The 15,370-nt window shown below is 72.6% G+C and carries 19 protein-coding genes, 1 tRNA gene and 1 pseudogene; 5 read left to right on the forward strand and 16 right to left on the reverse strand.

Annotated features, from left to right (window positions below; translation table 11 throughout):
* Positions 1–2: 2 nt before the first annotated feature.
* From ACZDWJ_RS02595 to ACZDWJ_RS02625, 7 genes are all read right to left on the reverse strand, one after another.
* Positions 3–824 (reverse strand): MlaE family ABC transporter permease, encoded by an 822-nt coding sequence (locus tag ACZDWJ_RS02595; protein WP_463519353.1) that lies wholly within the window; start codon positions 822–824, stop codon positions 3–5.
* 1 nt (position 825) lies between these two features.
* Positions 826–1,674 carry an MlaE family ABC transporter permease gene (locus ACZDWJ_RS02600; RefSeq protein ID WP_463519354.1) on the reverse strand — a complete coding sequence of 283 codons (849 nt, stop codon included), beginning with the start codon at positions 1,672–1,674 and terminating at the stop codon, positions 826–828.
* A 114-nt stretch (positions 1,675–1,788) separates the two neighbouring features.
* A complete protein-coding gene (locus ACZDWJ_RS02605) occupies positions 1,789–3,195 on the reverse strand; it encodes an aldehyde dehydrogenase family protein (RefSeq protein ID WP_463519355.1) in 1,407 nt (468 codons plus the stop codon).
* Between the two features lie 6 nt (positions 3,196–3,201).
* The gene (locus tag ACZDWJ_RS02610; RefSeq protein WP_463519356.1) at positions 3,202–4,014 is read right to left on the reverse strand and encodes a coniferyl-alcohol dehydrogenase; all 813 of its coding nucleotides are present in this window, start codon (positions 4,012–4,014) and stop codon (positions 3,202–3,204) included.
* 25 nt (positions 4,015–4,039) lie between these two features.
* A complete protein-coding gene (locus ACZDWJ_RS02615) occupies positions 4,040–5,299 on the reverse strand; it encodes a cytochrome P450 (protein WP_463519357.1) in 1,260 nt (419 codons plus the stop codon).
* Positions 5,296–6,840: an acyl-CoA synthetase gene (locus ACZDWJ_RS02620; RefSeq protein WP_463519358.1), complete on the reverse strand. Its 1,545-nt coding sequence runs from the start codon at positions 6,838–6,840 to the stop codon at positions 5,296–5,298. Before ACZDWJ_RS02620 ends, ACZDWJ_RS02615 begins: the two co-directional genes overlap by 4 nt.
* 10 nt (positions 6,841–6,850) lie before the next feature.
* Complete coding sequence (locus ACZDWJ_RS02625) at positions 6,851–7,252, reverse strand: SCP2 sterol-binding domain-containing protein (protein WP_463519359.1); 402 nt, start codon at positions 7,250–7,252, stop codon at positions 6,851–6,853.
* Between the two features lie 130 nt (positions 7,253–7,382).
* Between ACZDWJ_RS02625 and ACZDWJ_RS02630 the strand changes: the two genes are divergently transcribed.
* The gene (locus ACZDWJ_RS02630) at positions 7,383–7,973 is read left to right on the forward strand and encodes a TetR/AcrR family transcriptional regulator (RefSeq protein ID WP_463519360.1); all 591 of its coding nucleotides are present in this window, start codon (positions 7,383–7,385) and stop codon (positions 7,971–7,973) included.
* Between the two features lie 77 nt (positions 7,974–8,050).
* Complete coding sequence (locus tag ACZDWJ_RS02635; protein ID WP_463519361.1) at positions 8,051–8,305, forward strand: DUF3263 domain-containing protein; 255 nt, start codon at positions 8,051–8,053, stop codon at positions 8,303–8,305.
* On the opposite strand, the gene ACZDWJ_RS02640 is transcribed toward ACZDWJ_RS02635, so the two are convergent.
* The 3 genes from ACZDWJ_RS02640 to ACZDWJ_RS02650 all read right to left on the reverse strand — a co-directional run bounded on the left by ACZDWJ_RS02640 (position 8,293) and on the right by ACZDWJ_RS02650 (position 10,602).
* The gene (locus tag ACZDWJ_RS02640; protein ID WP_463519362.1) at positions 8,293–9,318 is read right to left on the reverse strand and encodes an adenosine deaminase; all 1,026 of its coding nucleotides are present in this window, start codon (positions 9,316–9,318) and stop codon (positions 8,293–8,295) included. The genes ACZDWJ_RS02635 and ACZDWJ_RS02640 overlap by 13 nt on opposite strands.
* 13 nt (positions 9,319–9,331) lie before the next feature.
* On the reverse strand, positions 9,332–10,057 hold the full coding sequence (locus ACZDWJ_RS02645; RefSeq protein ID WP_463519363.1) for a DsbA family protein: 726 nt from the start codon (positions 10,055–10,057) through the stop codon (positions 9,332–9,334).
* Positions 10,058–10,155: 98 nt separating this feature from the next.
* Positions 10,156–10,602 carry a nuclear transport factor 2 family protein gene (locus ACZDWJ_RS02650; protein WP_463519364.1) on the reverse strand — a complete coding sequence of 149 codons (447 nt, stop codon included), beginning with the start codon at positions 10,600–10,602 and terminating at the stop codon, positions 10,156–10,158.
* Positions 10,603–10,651: 49 nt separating this feature from the next.
* Between ACZDWJ_RS02650 and orn the strand changes: the two genes are divergently transcribed.
* On the forward strand, positions 10,652–11,305 hold the full coding sequence (orn, locus tag ACZDWJ_RS02655; protein ID WP_463519365.1) for an oligoribonuclease: 654 nt from the start codon (positions 10,652–10,654) through the stop codon (positions 11,303–11,305).
* Positions 11,306–11,354: 49 nt separating this feature from the next.
* Positions 11,355–11,430 (forward strand) — tRNA-His (locus ACZDWJ_RS02660).
* Positions 11,431–11,533: 103 nt separating this feature from the next.
* Here the strand turns inward: ACZDWJ_RS02660 and ACZDWJ_RS02665 are convergent.
* The 5 genes and pseudogenes from ACZDWJ_RS02665 to ACZDWJ_RS02685 form a co-directional block, all read right to left on the reverse strand.
* The gene (locus tag ACZDWJ_RS02665) at positions 11,534–12,166 is read right to left on the reverse strand and encodes a hypothetical protein (protein WP_463519397.1); all 633 of its coding nucleotides are present in this window, start codon (positions 12,164–12,166) and stop codon (positions 11,534–11,536) included.
* A gap of 48 nt (positions 12,167–12,214) precedes the next feature.
* Positions 12,215–12,328, reverse strand: a pseudogene (locus ACZDWJ_RS02670) (DUF2510 domain-containing protein); the annotation flags it as partial.
* 328 nt (positions 12,329–12,656) lie between these two features.
* The gene (locus ACZDWJ_RS02675) at positions 12,657–12,908 is read right to left on the reverse strand and encodes a hypothetical protein (protein ID WP_463519366.1); all 252 of its coding nucleotides are present in this window, start codon (positions 12,906–12,908) and stop codon (positions 12,657–12,659) included.
* 56 nt (positions 12,909–12,964) lie between these two features.
* A complete protein-coding gene (locus ACZDWJ_RS02680) occupies positions 12,965–13,648 on the reverse strand; it encodes a biliverdin-producing heme oxygenase (RefSeq protein WP_463519367.1) in 684 nt (227 codons plus the stop codon).
* Positions 13,649–13,753: 105 nt separating this feature from the next.
* Positions 13,754–14,521, reverse strand: coding sequence for a pirin family protein (locus ACZDWJ_RS02685; RefSeq protein ID WP_463519368.1), 768 nt, complete (start codon positions 14,519–14,521; stop codon positions 13,754–13,756).
* 102 nt (positions 14,522–14,623) lie between these two features.
* Here ACZDWJ_RS02685 and ACZDWJ_RS02690 point away from each other — a divergent pair, with 102 nt between their 5' ends.
* The gene (locus tag ACZDWJ_RS02690) at positions 14,624–15,082 is read left to right on the forward strand and encodes a MarR family winged helix-turn-helix transcriptional regulator (protein ID WP_463519369.1); all 459 of its coding nucleotides are present in this window, start codon (positions 14,624–14,626) and stop codon (positions 15,080–15,082) included.
* A gap of 2 nt (positions 15,083–15,084) precedes the next feature.
* On the opposite strand, the gene ACZDWJ_RS02695 is transcribed toward ACZDWJ_RS02690, so the two are convergent.
* Positions 15,085–15,252, reverse strand: coding sequence for a hypothetical protein (locus ACZDWJ_RS02695; RefSeq protein WP_463519370.1), 168 nt, complete (start codon positions 15,250–15,252; stop codon positions 15,085–15,087).
* Positions 15,253–15,370: the final 118 nt, after the last annotated feature.

Below are 15,370 nucleotides of genomic sequence, written 5' to 3' on the forward strand. Positions count from 1 at the left end.
GCTCACCCCGAGATGTGCACCGACGGGCCGCCCCAGAAGGCGAGCCCGAAGGCGAGGTCGAGGACCATGATCGCGATCAGCGAGGTCCGGACGGCGCTGCCCACGGCCCGGCCCACGCCGGCGGGACCGCCGGTGGCGTGGAAGCCCTGGTAGCAGCAGACGGAGATGACCACGAGGGCCATGAGCACGGTCTTCCCGAGCGCCAGCAGGAGGTCGCCGGGGATGAGGAAGGTCGAGAAGTAGTGCTCGTAGATGCCCGGCGCCTGGCCGTAGCCGACGGTGACGACGAGCTTGGTGGCCAGGAAGCACATGATCACGGCGGTGGCGAAGAGCGGCACGACCGCGATCAGCCCGGCCAGGATGCGGGTCGTCACGAGGTAGGTGACCGGCGGGACGGCCATCACCTCGAGGGCGTCGATCTCCTCCGAGACCCGCATCGCGCCGATCTGCGCGGTGAAGCCGGCGCCGACGGTGGCCGTCAGCGCGATGCCGGCGACGATCGGGGCGACCTCGCGGGTGTTGAAGTAGGCCGAGAAGAACCCCGAGAGCGACGAGACGCCGATGTTGCCGAACGTCGTGTACGCCTGCAGGCCGACCTCGATGCCCGACGCGGCGGTGAGGAACCCGATGACCAGCACGGTGCCGCCGATGAGAGCGAGGGCACCGGAGCCGAGGGAGACCTCGGCCAGCAGCCGGACGACCTCCTTGGGATAGCGCCGAGCGGCCCGAGGGAACTGCGCGAAGGCCTTGGCGTGGAAGGCGAGCTGTCCGCCGAGGCGGGTGATCGCGCGGACGGGCGAGGCGGCGACGTCGAGCAGGGCCATCTCAGCTCCCCTTGAGGTTGAGGAACACCGTCGAGATGACGCTGTTGGCGGCGAAGAGGAGCATGAAGGCGAAGACGACCGTCTGGTTCACGGCCTCGCCGACGCCCTTCGGCCCGCCCTTGGCGTTGAGGCCGAGGTAGCAGGCGGTGAGCCCGGCCAGCAGGCCGAAGACGGCCGCCTTGAGCTCGGAGGCGAGGAAGTCGCTGAGGCCCACCAGCAGCGTCAGGTCGTTGATGTAGAGCCCCGGGGTGGCGCCCTGGAGCACCACCGAGAAGACGTAGCCGCCGATCAGGCCGACGATCGAGACGACCCCGTTGAGCGCCAGCGCCACCACGGTGGAGGCCACCACCCGCGGCACCACGAGGCGCTCGATGGGGTCGATGCCCAGCGTGGTCATCGCGTCGATCTCCTCGCGGATCTTGCGCGAGCCGAGGTCGGCGCAGATCGCGGTCGCGCCCGCGCCGGCGACGACGAGCACCGAGACGATCGGGCCGATCTCGCGGACCACCGCCACTGCGGCGCCCGCGCCGGCGAGGTCGATCGCGCCGATCTGGATGAGCAGCTGGTTGACCTGGAAGATGATGATCACGCAGAGCGGGATCGAGACCAGCATGGCCGGGACGAGCGAGACCGTGGTGATGAACCAGGCCTGCTCGACGAACTCGGCGAAGCGGAAGCGACGCGTCACCGAGCGCGCCAGCGTCGTCCCGCAGAAGCGGTAGAAGTCGCCGAGGACGCTCAGCAGGCGCAGCAGCCCGGGCCCGACGAGCGGGTTGCCGCGGCGCAGCGCCTCCTGCGCGATCTCGGTGGCCTGCGGGGTCATCCCCGCAGGCGCCTGCACTGTCGCCATCACGTCTCCCTCATCGACGTGTCGTGGCCCTCCCCCGCGGGCCTCGATGCTGCGGCTCCGGGTCGGACCCGGACCCGGACCGGCCTGGGGGGAGGCCGGCCCGGGAGTCGTGGGCTAGAAGAAGCGGCGCATCAGGCGCAGCGCCTTGTCGGTGTAGGGCGGGTAGACGAAGCGCGGGTCGGGCCACGTGGTCTTCGCCAGCACCGCCTTGCGGTGGCTGAAGGTCTGGAACCCCCACTCGCCGTGGTAGGCGCCCATGCCGCTCTCCCCGACGCCGCCGAAGGGCAGCTGCGGGACGAGCACGTGCATCGCGACGTGGTTGAACACCACGCCGCCGGCCGCGACCTGGCTGACCCGGTCGCGCACGGCGCGGTCGGAGGTGAAGCAGTAGAGCGCCAGCGGCGTCGGGCGGTCCTCGATGAGGTCGATGGCGTCCTCGAGCGAGGCGTAGGAGAGGACGGGCAGGATCGGCCCGAAGATCTCCTCGGTCATCACGGCGTCGTCCGGCGCGGGGTCGAGGACGACGGTGGGCGCGATCTCCAGGCGCTCGGCGTCGACGCCGCCGCCCAGCGCGATCGTGCCCTGCGTGCGCTCGAGGTAGGAGGCGAGGCGGGCGTGCTGGCGCTCGTTGACGATCCGCAGGCCAGCGCCGTCGCGGTCGGCGGTGAACTCCTCCAGCGTCTGCTGCAGCCGCGCGACGAAGGCGTCGCGCACGGCGTGGTCGACGAGCACGAAGTCGGGGGCGATGCAGGTCTGGCCGGAGTTCATCAGCTTCAGCCAGGCGATGCGACGGGCGGCGACCTCGAGGTCGGCGTCGCGGTGCACGATGACCGGGCTCTTGCCGCCGAGCTCGAGCGTGACGGGCGTGAGCGTGGGCGCCGCGCCCTCCATGATGCGGCGGCCGATCTCGGTGCCGCCGGTGAACAGGGCGTGGTCGAAGCCGAGCGCGAGCAGCTCCTGGGTGATGGCGCCGTCGCCCTCGACGACGCTGACGGCGGAGGGGTCGAGGTAGCGCGGCAGCAGCTCGGCCATCAGCGCCGAGCACGCCGGCGCCAGCTCGGAGGGCTTGACGACGACGCAGTCGCCGGCGGCGATCGCGGCCACGAGCGGGCTGAGCACCAGGTAGACCGGGTAGTTCCAGGGCCCGATGATCAGCACGGTGCCGAGCGGGTCGTACTGGATCCACGCCGACGCCGGCCGCTGGTTGAGCGGCAGCGGGCTGCGACGGCGCCGCATCCAGCGACGCAGGTGCTTGCGGGCGTAGGCGATCTCGCCGGTGGTCGAGGAGATGTCGCCGAGCCAGGCCTCGGCGCGGGTGCGCCCGAGGTCGGCGTGCAGCGCCTCGGCGATGCGGTCCTCGTTCTCCTCCACGAGCCGGGCGAGGGCGGCGAGCTGCTGCTCGCGCCACTCGTAGGGGCGGGTGCGGCCGGTGCGGAACGTGGCGCGCAGCCGCTCGACGACGGCGCGGAGGTCCGGACCGCCGGTCTCGACGACGGGCTGGAGGGGGGCGTCGATGCTCATGGGACCTCAGATCTCCGGGGCGGGCACGAGGCCGGTGAGGACGGCGCCCGAGACGCCCCCGTCGGCGATGAGGGCGTGGCCGTTGATCCACGAGGCGGCCGGGGAGCCCAGGAACAGGCAGGCGTCGGCGATCTCCTCCGGGGCGCCGTGGCGCCCGAGCAGCTCGCGCAGGCCGTCGAGGTTGTCGCGGCCCATGGTCTCCTCGAAGTCGACGAGGATGGGGGTCTCGGTGGGTCCGGGCAGCACGGCGTTGATGCGCAGGCCGAGGTCGGCGAAGGCCAGGCCCATCGTCATCGTGTAGACGGTGGTGCACTCCTTGGAGAAGTTGTACGCGTTGCCCTCCTGCGGGTTCGCCGCGCACCACGCGGCGCCCTCGGCGAAGTCGTCGGTGGCGAGGAGCTCCTTGATGGTCTCCAGTCGCTCCGGCCATCCGAACCCGGCGATCGAGGAGACGATCACCACCGCGCCGCCGGGCGCGAGCCGCTCCATGAACGCCTCGGCGAGATGCCGCACGGCGAGGGTGTTGACCGCCATCACGGTGGCAGCGGGCGCGGTGCCCGGGACGCCGGCGACGTTGAACAGCGCGGCGTAGCCGTCGTCGAGCTGCTCGAGGGCGGCCTCGAGCGAGGCGACGTCGGCGAGGTCGACCTTCACATGCTGCGCGACGGCGGCCTCGGGGGCGTTGCGGTCGAGGCTGGTGACCTCGGCGCCGGCGTCGACCAGGCGCTGCGCGAGGGCGGCGCCGATGCCGGAGGCGGCGCCGGTGACGACGACGCGCTGCCCGGCGTAGCTCGCCGCCAGGGACGGGTGGGTGCTCATCGGGCCTCGCCTCGGATCTCGCAGCTCATCGAATCTCGCAGGGCATCGTGGTGACGGCGCGGACGAAGTTGCCGGCCAGAGCCGTCGGCTCGCCGAGCACGAGCCCCGGCGCGCGGGTGAGCAGCTCGCGGGTGATCTCGGAGAGCTGCTGCCGGGCGACGAAGTGGCCCAGGCAGAAGTGCGGGCCGCCGCCGCCGAAGCCCTGGTGGGGGTTCGGCGAGCGTGAGAGGTCCAGGCGCATGGGGTCGGCGAAGACCCGCTCGTCGCGGTTGCCGGAGGCGTAGACCATCGCCACCCACTCCCCCGCCGCGATCTCCTGCCCGGCCAGCACGGTGTCGCGCGTGGCGGTGCGGCGGAAGGTCATCACCGGCGAGGCGAACCGCAGGAACTCCTCGACGGCGCTGCCGATGCGCCCGTCGAAGTCCTCCAGCAGCCAGGCGCGCTGGTCGGGGTGGTCCTGCAGCGCGCGCATCGAGAGGCTGATGGTGTTGCGGGTGGTGTCGTTGCCGGCCACCGACATCAGCACGAAGAACGCCGCGATCTCGTCGTCGGTGAGGCGCTCGCCGTCGACCTCGGCCTGCACGAGGTTGGTCATGAGGTCGTCGGCGGGCTCGCGCCGGCGCAGGTCGGCGAGCTCGAGGCCGATCGTCAGGAGCCCGACGAGCGCGCCGTTGAGGACGTCGCCGGGCTCGCGGCCGTCGCAGACCGCGGGGTCGTTGAACCCGACCATCTCGTCGGCGAGGTGGGCGGCCTCGACGCGCAGGGCCGGGTCGAGGCCCATCATCTGGTAGACGGTCCAGGTGGGCATCCGCTGGGAGACCAGTCGCACGAAGTCGCCGCCGCCGGCGAGCAGCAGGTCGTCGACGATCGTGCGGGCCTGCTCGCGGATCTGCACGGCGATCCGCTCGACCTGACGCCGGGTGAAGGCCGCGCTGACCAGGCGTCGCAGCTGCAGGTGGCGCGGGTTGTCCATGGCGAGGAAGGAGTGCGAGGCCTCGAGGAGGTCCTCGGGGACGTCCTCGAACTGCACGCCCTCCCCGGAGCAGAACAGCTCGGGGCTCTTGGAGACCTCCGCGATGTGCTCGTGGCGGGTGACGACCCACATGCCCGGCAGCTCCGAGCCCATGATCGAGCCGTCCATCATCGGCTGCCAGGAGATCGGCGCATCGGCGCGCAGCCGGGCGAAGACCTGCTCGCGCTCCTCGAAGGTGCGCGCCCAGAACTCCTGCGAGGTCACGGTCAGCGGGTGGAAGGCGCGGGCCCCGGGTGCCTGGAGGGGGGTCATCGCGCACCTCCCGCGACGCTCGGCTCGAGCAGCGCTCGCTTGACGAGCTTGCCGGTGGCCGAGCGTGGGAGCTCGGGCACGAACGCGACCTCGCGGGGGACCTTGAACGACGCGATCCGCTCGCGGACGTAGGAGCGGATCTCCTCGGCCAGCGCGTCGTCGGCCTCGACGCCCGGACGCACCTGGACGAAGGCCTGGACGACCTGGCCCATCTCGGAGTCGGGGACGCCGAGCACGGCGACGTCGTGGATCGCGGGGTGGAGGGTCAGGACGTTCTCGATCTCCTGCGGGTAGATGTTCACCCCGCCGCTGATGATCATGAACGCCTTGCGGTCGGTGAGGAACAGGTAGCCGTCGTCGTCGAGGTACCCGAGGTCGCCGACGGCGGTCCACGTCGGGTGCGCGGGGTGGGTGGCGCCGGCGGTCTTGTCGTCGTCCTTGTGGTAGCTGAACGGGCGCGCGTCGCGCTCGAACCAGACCGTGCCGACCTCGCCGACGGGCAGCTCCTCGCCGTCGTCGTCGCAGATGTGGATGGTGCCGAGGAAGGCCTTGCCGACCGTGCCCGGCTTGGTGAGCCAGGTGGCGGAGTCGACCATCGTCAGGCCGTTGGCCTCGGTGGAGGAGTAGTACTCCATGATCACCGGGCCCCACCAGTCGATCATCGCCCGCTTGACCTCCGGCGGGCAGGGCGCAGCGGCGTGGACGGCCATCCGCAGGCTGGAGTGGTCGTGACGGGCGCGGACGTCCTCGGGCAGCTGCAGCATCCGCACGAACATCGTCGGCACCAGCTGGACGTGGGTGATCGCGTGCTCCTCGATCGCGCGCAGGCAGTGCTCGGCGTCGAAGCGACGGGTGAGGTAGACCGTGCCGCCGGCGGCGTGCACCGACGCGCACCAGCGCAGCGGGGCGGCGTGGTAGATCGGCGCCGAGGAGAGGTAGCGGGTGTCGGCGTCGAGGCCGAAGACGTGGATGAGCAGGAGGAGGACGGGGTCGCCGGCCTCGTCGACCGAGCAGTCCGGCAGCGGCCCGCGCACTCCCTTGGGACGCCCGGTGGTGCCGGAGGAGTAGAGCATGTCGGCGCCGCGGGGCATCTCGGCCAGCGGCTCGGTGCCGGTGGCGAGCAGCGCCTCGTAGTCGCCGTGCCCGGCGACGGCGCCGCCGAAGGCCACGAGGGTGGGGCCGTCGGCTGGCAGGAGGTCGACGACGGCCTCCGCGAGCGGGGCGACCCCGGCCGAGGAGATCAGCACCCGCGCGTCGCTGTCCTCGACGATGTAGGCCACCTCGGCGGCGGTGAGGTGGTGGTTGAGCGCGGTGATGTAGAGCCCGGAGCGCAGCGCAGCCCACGCGATCGTGAAGCACTCGGGGTCGTTGTCGGAGAGCATCGCGATGACGTCGCCCTTGCGCAGGCCCAGCCCGTGCAGCGCCGAGGCGAGCATCGAGGAGCGGCGCTCGAGCTCGGCGTAGGTGACGACCGTGCCCTCGTCGACGAAGACGACGGCGGGGTGGTCGGGCCGGGTGGCCGCGTGGGTTCCGGGGTACACGGGCCGGCCCTCAGACCAGCAGGTCGGTGCGGCCGTCGGCGGTGAGCCGATCGACGTAGACCGGGTAGAGCTTCTTCGACAGCGGCGCGAGCTTCAGCAGCGGCGCCACCTGGCCGTCGACCTTGATCTTGCCCTTCGCCATCGCCAGCGGCAGGTTGACCTTGCCCTGCCAGTAGCCGTTGCCGACCTCGGCGGTCATCGCCATCGTCGCGCCGACCTCGAGCGCGCCGGCGCCCTCCTGCACGGTGGCGTTCGCGAAGTCGATGACGAGGTCGGTGTCGGGCTCGGTGAAGGCGAAGCGCAGGACGACGCCGGTGGCCTGCAGGCGCGGGGCGAGCTCGTCGTCCTCGAAGGCGGTCTCGAAGATGCCGCCGATGTACTTCACGACCTCGTCGCTGGAGGCGAACGTCATGGATGTTCCCTTCGTCGGGAGCCGGGAGGGACTGTGGGGGAGGTCACAGGCAGGCAGAACATAACTGGAGTTACGGACTTCGGCAAGGGGTGTCCTCGCAGGCCTCCGGGAGGTCTAGAGTCGGCGCGTCATGAGCCAGGCGATGCGCGAGGAGCCGTCCGGCGCCGAGGTCAGCGAGGCCCACCGGCGCTTCTACGAGGGCGCCCTCGACCTGCTCGGCGAGGAGGGGTTCGGCGGCTTGAAGCTCACGCGCCTGTGCCGTCGGCTGGGCCTGACGACCGGCGCGTTCTACCACTCCTTCGCCAGCTGGTCGGACTTCACCGAGCAGCTCCTCGACTACTGGTACCGCGAGCGCACCCTCGAGACCGGCGCCCGCATGCTCGACGAGCCCGACGCCCACCGCCGCCTCGACGTCCTCATCGCCGCCGCCCTCGAGCTGCGGCACCGCGCCGAGTCCGGCATCCGGGTCTGGGCGGGCATCGATCCACGCGTCCGCGCGGTGCAGGAGCGAGTCGACCGCGAGCGCGTCGAGATCGTCGCCGAGGCGTTCCTCGGCGTCACCGGGGACGCCGACTACTCCCAGCGGCTGGCCCGCGCCGCGTTCTACGTGCTCATCGGCTACGAGCAGCTCAGCGCGGTGCAGGATCCCGACACGCTCGTGTGGGCGCTGCGCGTGGTGCGCCGGCTCGCCGAGGACCCGCCGCACCTGAGCGCCGAGTGAGCACCTGTGACGAGGTCGACGCGCTGATCGGCACCCCCGATTCCCCACCGGCACGGGCGATCGGCCATCCTCGACCCGTGACCAGCCCCGGACTCGACGAGCGCGATCTCGCCGTGCTCGCCTTCGAGCAGGAGTGGTGGCGTCATGCCGGCGGCCGCGACGAGGCGGTCCGGGAGCGCTTCGGGCTCGACCCGGTCGTCTACCACCGGCTGCTCGGCGAGCTCATCGACCGCCCCGAGGCCGAGGCGGCCGAGCCGCTGCTGGTGCGGCGCCTGCGTCGTCAGCGCGCGGCGCGTCGACGCGAGCGCGCCGACCGTCGTCAGCCCCGGTAGGCGTCGATCTCGGCCAGCACCCGCGACCGCACGTCGTCGGGGGCGAAGGAGCAGCGCACGGCCGTGCGGGCCAGCTCGCGCAGGCCCTCCTCGTCGAGGTCGAGCAGGTCGGCGGCGATGCCGTACTCGCGGTTGAGGTCGGTGCCGAACATCGGCGGGTCGTCGGAGTTGACCGTCACCGTCACCCCGGCGTCGCGGAAGGCGCGGATCGGGTGGTCCTCGAGCCGCTCGACCGCGCGCGTGGCGATGTTGGAGGACGGGCACACCTCGAGCGGGACGCCGGTCTCGGCGAGGTGGACCAGGAGCGCGGGGTCCTGGGCGGCGGAGGTGCCGTGGCCGATCCGCTCGGCGCCGAGCTCGGTGAGGGCGTCCCAGATCGTCTGCGGGCCGGTGGTCTCCCCCGCGTGCGGCACCGAGCGCAGCCCGGCCGCGCGGGCGGCGTCGAAGTGCGGCTTGAACTGCGGCCGCGGGACGCCGATCTCGGGGCCGCCGAGTCCGAAGCCGACGAGCCCGTCGCAGGGGTGGTCGAGGGCGTAGCGCAGGGTGGCGTCGGCGGCCGGGATCCCCGACTCCCCCGGCACGTCGAAGATCCAGCGCAGCACCAGCCCGAGGTCGCGCTCGGCGGCGACCCGGGCGTCCTCGAGCGCCTCGAGATAGGCCTCGATCGGCATGCCCGGGTGACCGCGGTGCGCCTCGACGGAGGTGAACGGGGTGCAGGTGAGCTCGGCGTAGCGCAGCGACTGGCCCTCGGCCATCTCGCGGGCCACCTCGTAGGTGAGGTAGCGGATGTCCTCGGGCGTGCGCACCAGCGCGACCACCGCCAGGTAGACCTCCACGAAGTGCGCGAAGTCCCGGAACTCGAAGAAGCGCGCGAGCTCGGCGGGGTCGGTGGGCACGGTGCCGGCGTGGCGCGCGGCCAGCTCCGCGACGATGCGCGGCGAGGCCGAGCCGACGTGGTGGACGTGCAGCTCGGCCTTCGGCAGGCCGGCGATGAAGGACTCTCGGGGGCTCACGCCCCCGATCACATCACCGGACGGCGTCGAGGAGCGAGCTGGCGACGTCGTCGACGGTCTGGCCGCCGACCTGCTTGCCGTCGAGCAGCACCGTCGGCGTGCCCTGGACGTTCGCGTCCGAGGCGGCCTTGGTGGCGGCGTCGACCCACGCCTTCTGGCTCATGCCCTCGATGCCGGGACGCACGTCGGCCTCGGTGGCGCCGGCCTCGACGGCCAGCCTCACCAGCTCGTCGTCGCTGAGGTAGGGGCCCTCCTCGGAGGGCTGGTTGGCGTAGAGCAGGTCGTGCATCTTCTTGGCGACCTTCGGACCGCTGGCGTCGAGCACCACCGCGAAGGCGTTGGTGGCGCGCGCGGAGTAGTCGCCCAGGCGGCTCAGCAGCACGAACGGCCGGTACTCCACCTGCACCTTGCCGTCGGCGGCCAGGGAGGCGAGGTCGGTCTCGGTGCGCTTCTCCAGCTCACCGCAGAACGGGCAGAGGAAGTCCTCGTAGATGACGACCTGGTGCGGCGCGCCCTTCGGGCCGATGGTGACGCCGTAGCTGCCCGAGCCCGCCGGGGCGGCGTCGACCTTCTCGGTGCCGGAGTTGCGGGTGACGATGAACGCGATGCCCGCCACCAGGATGAGCACGCAGACGAGAGTGCCGATGTTGATCGCCCGGCGGCGCCTCTCCGCACGGCGCTGGCGCTCCAGCTGGGCGGCGGCCTTGGTGGTCCGGTCGGGGCGGTCGGCGGTCGGCATGGTGCTCCTGGGAGAGATCGTCGGGACGGGGGTCGTGGTCCGGGGCCGAGGCTAGGCGGCGTGTCTGAGCGGCATCTGAGACGCGGGCCCGGTGACGCTCAGATCAGCAGGTGCTGGCCGAGCTCGCCGACGAGGTCGACGTGGATGAGCCGTCGCGTGAACCGCCAGCCGGCGTCGGCGCGCTCGAAGGCGTCCTCGTAGCGGCCGCTGACGATGGGCTGAAGCGCGAGGGACTCGGTGGCCTGGAGGACGGTGTAGACCGAGCGCGCCGTGGCGGTGCCGGCGGCCTCGTCGACCTCGATGCGGGCGTTGGTGGTGACGTGGCGCGTGCGCGGCGTGCCGGTCTCGGGATGGATGCGGGTGCTCGCCCGGTACAGCGCGGTGATCGCCTCGCGGCCCTCGGCGACGACCACGGGGCCGTCGGGTCCCTCGGCCAGCACCTGGGCGTGCGCGAGGAGCGCGCCGACGCCGTCGAGGTCGCCGGCGTCGATGCGGTCGGCGTACTCGTAGAGCAGGTTCTCCACGGCGCGGGCGGGGTCGGTCACGGGGGCGAGCGTAGGGGCCGGGACCCGCCTCGGCGTAGGGTTCGGACCCATGAGCGACCGCCTCGTCTGGATCGACTGCGAGATGACCGGCCTCGACCTCGGGGCCGACGCCCTCATCGAGGTCGCGGCCCTGGTGACCGACTTCGAGCTCAACGTGCTCGGCGAGGGGGTCGACCTCGTCATCAAGCCCTCCGCGGAGGCGCTGGACCAGATGGGCGACTTCGTCCGCCAGATGCACGAGAGGTCGGGCCTGCTCGAGGAGCTCGACGCCGGCCTCACGCTCGAGGAGGCCGAGGACGCCGTCCTCGCCTACGTCCGCGAGCACTGCGCCGACGGCAGCCGCCCGCCGCTGGCCGGCAACACGGTGGCCACGGACCGCTCGTTCCTGGCCCGCGACATGACCCGCCTGGAGTCCTTCCTCCACTACCGCATCGTCGACGTCTCCTCGATCAAGGAGCTCTCGCGCCGCTGGTACCCCCGCGCCTACTTCGGCGCCCCGGAGAAGCGCGGCAACCACCGCGCGCTGGCCGACATCCAGGAGTCGATCGAGGAGCTGCGCTACTACCGCGACGCCGTGTTCGTCCCGGCGCCCGGCCCCGACAGCGAGCAGGTGCGCGCCCTCGCCGCCCGCCACGGCGGCTCGATCACGGGCCTCACCGCGCCCGCTCCGTCCGGCGACGACGCCGATTCCACGACGCCCTGACTCATCCCCTACACTCGTCGACGGCTCAGACCCCAGGTCGAAGCCGATGGTGGGTGTAGCTCAGCTGGTAGAGCACCTGGTTGTGGTCCAGGTGGCCGCGGGTTCAAGTCCCGTCACTCACCCCACGCCCCACCTGCGGAGACGCAGGTGGGGCCTTTTTCATGTCACGTTCGTGTGCACAGATCGCCCACCGTGGCACTCGTGGGGCGCACGCTGGCACCCGGGCGTTCACGGCGCGACCTGGAACCAGGTGATCGTCTCGTCCGCCAGGCGAGTGACCACGTAGAGGAGGACCGAGCCGTCACGCTCGAGGATGGCCGGGCACTGGATCTGCTCTCCGCGTCCCAGCGTGGCCAGGGGGCATCTCACGGTGACGGTCTCGCCGGCCTGCTGGGAGATCTCGTGGCTGAGCCCGCGGCTGAAGGCGTCACCGACCAGCGTCGGCCCGAACTGGGCCGGCGGCCCCTCGGGGTCGGTCGCGGAGGTCAGCGACCAGGACCCCCTCTCGGTCACCGCCAGCAGGTAGCCACTGAGGAGGAACGCGGCGACGGCAGCGGTGAGCATCACCACCGCTCCGGGTCGCCGGACGACGAGCACGCGAGCGAGGTAGTAGAGCCAGCCCAGGAGCGCGGCCAGGACGAAGGACCGGCGCACCACTCCCCCGCGCCGCAGCGCGCTCGCGTCGATGACCAGCAGCACCAGCAGGACCGATGCCAGGACGAGGGCGATGTGCGTGGCGGCCTCACGGCCTTGCGCGCCCGAGAGGACGCCGACGAGGGCGACCAGCGGCCCGGCGACCAGCGCGAGCCACGCGGACCAGACTCCCGAGCTCGGTGCGTCGTCATCACGCTGGGGCGGCACCAGACGGTCCGTCAGCGGCGTGACGGCCTCTCCGCGCGGGGCCGGAGGGACACGTGTCCTCTCGGTCCATGCGTGGCCGTCCCAGAACCGGTCGAGGAGGTCGTCCGCCGGATTCGGGTACCAGCCCGGGGCGGGCGGCGGCGGAGGAGGCTGGCTTCTCACTGCGCGAGGCTAGGGCACGGCCGCGCCACGTGACTCCGATTCAGCCCACGGGCCCCATCCGAGACGAGGGGCCCTCGTCTCGCGGCCCTCGCCGACGCGGGTCCGCTGACCGACGGCGGCCGCAGCGATCCACAGCGGACGCCGCGCCGCCAGGGCCGGAGGTCCCCTCCGACAGGGCCCGCGGCCGCTCCTGCTCCGAGCCGAGGCGCCCTAGCATCGAGACACCTGCCTCCCACGCAGGCAGGCTCCGGGAGACCTCCGCAGGCTCCCCCGCCTGAGCCCGGAGGCGCGGCCCTCGCCCCTCTCCTGCGTGGGGGCCGCGCACCGCTCAGTCGCGGATCTGCTCCCCACGGGCCCCGTAGTCGGTGATCGGCGCCAGCAGCTCGCTCACCCGCGGGCACACCTCGTCCGCGGGCACGCCGAACCGGATCAGCACGCGAGCCAGGGCGTTCACCTCGCCTCGCGCCAGCTGTGATCCCGCCGGATCACCGGCCACGCGCGACACCACGGCCATCTCGGCCCGTTCCTCGAGCTCGGCGAAGAGCCAGGCTCGGTCTTCCGCGGACAGTCGTTGCTCCACGACCGCAGAACCTAGCCCCGTCAGCCAAGGACGTCGGCGCGGACCGGCGACGGCCCTCAGCGCAGGTGGTCGTCGAGCTCCGCGGACAGCTCCGCGAAGAGCGCCTGGTTGAGGCGGAACGCGATCCGGACCTCCTCGACGACCCGCTCGATCTCGGCCGGCGTGAGGCCGAGGGCGTCGAGGCGGGCGCGGTAGGCGTCCTTGTAGGGCTTGACCCGCGGCACCTCGGGGAAGGCGTAGAAGGCGACGCCGTCGCCGCCCCGGGCCTCGAGCCCGTAGGTGCGGGCGAGGATGCGGCCGATGGCCTGGCCTCCGGAGAGGTCGCCGAGGTAGCGGGTGTAGTGGTGGGCCACCAGCGCGCCACCCCAGGTGGCGCCCTGGAGACGGCGGACGTAGGCGTCGGTGGCCGGGGAGTCCAGGGGCGCCTCGGGCGTCCAGGCCGGCAGCCAGACGGCGAGGTCGGCCTCGAGGCGCGCCAGCCGCTCGAGGGCGGGGTCGCGCACGGCGTCGACGAGCGGGTCGCCCGCGCGGACGGCGACCGCCGCCTCGAGCGCGGCGTAGACCGCGCGCAGCCGCACGAGGTACGCGCCGTAGCCGGACGGGGCGACCCGCCCGTCGAGCAGGGCGGTCATGAAGGGCGAGCCCTCGGCGGCCTCGTGCTCGGCGGCGGAGCCGTGACGCATCGCGCCGGCCAGGCTCGGCGCGGGGGTCTCGGGTCGGTCGACCTCGACGGCGGTCATGGCGGCTCCAGGTGGCGGGCTGGGTGGCGGGCTGGGTGGCGGGAGGGAGGGGGCCGGCTGATCGTCGCAGAGATCGGCCGACCCCTCCTCCCCCGGGCGCTCGATTCAGGCCCCGACGGTGGCGTGCATCTCCCAGACCAGGATCTCGGCGGCCTCGGTGGCCGTGACGCGCTGACCGCCGGTGGCGGTGAAGCGGACGGCGTCGCCGGTGGCCAGCGGTCCGGCGCCCTCGAGCGTCACGGCGCCGCGCGGCACGAAGAGGTGCAGGAACGGCGCGTCGGGCAGCTCGACGCTCTCGCCGGGCTGCAGGCGCGCGGCGTGCAGGGCGGCGTAGCGGTTGCGGATGCGGATGGCGGTCTCGTCGGCGTGGGCGGCCATGCCGGAGGCGACGGGCACCAGGCTCCCCGCCAGCCGCTCCGGCGCGATCTCGAGCTGCTCGTAGCCGGGGACGATGCCGGACTCGTCGGGCAGCACCCACATCTGGACGAAGTGCACCGGGTCGGTGTGGGTCTCGCCACCCAGGCGCCAGGAGTCGTTCTTCTCCGAGTGGAGGATGCCCGTGCCGGCGCTCATCCGCTGGGCCAGGCCCGGGTAGATGACGCCGTTGTGGCCGGTGGAGTCCTGGTGCACCAGGGAGCCCTCCATCACCCAGGTGACGATCTCCATGTCACGGTGCGGGTGGGTGTCGAACCCGGTGCCGGCGTCGACGACGTCGTCGTTGTTGACCAGCAGCAGCCCGTGGTGGGTGTTGGTGCGGTCGTGGTGGTGGCCGAAGGAGAAGGAGTGCTTGGAGTCGAGCCATCCGAAGTCGGAGACGAAGCGCTCCTCGGCGCGCCGGACGTCCACGGACGGGGTCAGCTGCACGGTGCTCACGACGGTGTCCTCTCGCTCGTGCGCCTCGTCGGGCGGGGCGCCGCGTCCAGTCTGGACGCTTGGTAGATGACGCGTCAACTATCTAGGGCTAGGGTTCATTCCATGACCGATCCGACGCCCTGGCTCGACGACGCCGAGCAGCGGCTGTGGCGCACCTGGCTGGAGGTCACGGCCGCCCTGCCGGCCGCGCTCCACCAGGACCTTCAGGACAGCGCCGGCCTCTCGCTGCCCGACTTCGACGTGCTCGTGCGGCTGACCGAGAGCCCCGAGGGCCGCCTGCGCGTCAGCGAGCTCGCCGACGCGCTCACCTGGGAGCGCAGCCGGCTCAGCCACCACCTGCGCCGCATGGGCGCCCGCGGGCTCGTGGCGCGCGAGGAGTGCGACGACGACGGTCGCGGCGCGTTCGCGGTCGTCACCGACGACGGTCGCGCCGCGATCGAGGCCGCGGCGCCCCGTCACGTGCGCACGGTGCGCAGGCTCGTGCTCGACCCGCTGGAGGCCGACGACCTCGAGCGGCTGCAGGGCGTCCTGGACCGGATGCGGTCGGCGATCGAGCACTGAGCTCAGAGCGGGCGGGAGACCTCGGCGAGCACCGGCGTCGCGGGCTCGGGGAGCGCGACATCGCCGAGACGGCGGCCGGCGAGGGCCCGCCCGATCAGCAGGCCGAGCGGGATCTGGCTGGCCAGCCACAGGGCGAGGAGACCCTCCCAGGTCTCGCGATCGATCATCACGCTGACGAGCCTCTCTCGGCGCGGCGACTAAGAGAAGTGATGAGCGCCAGACTCATCGACTTCTCATCTGCGCTTCACCCGCCGTTGGGTGCGCAGGGGTGAGTCCAGCCCCGCCGCT

It is taken from the genome of Nocardioides sp. B129/18, from assembly GCF_055282735.1.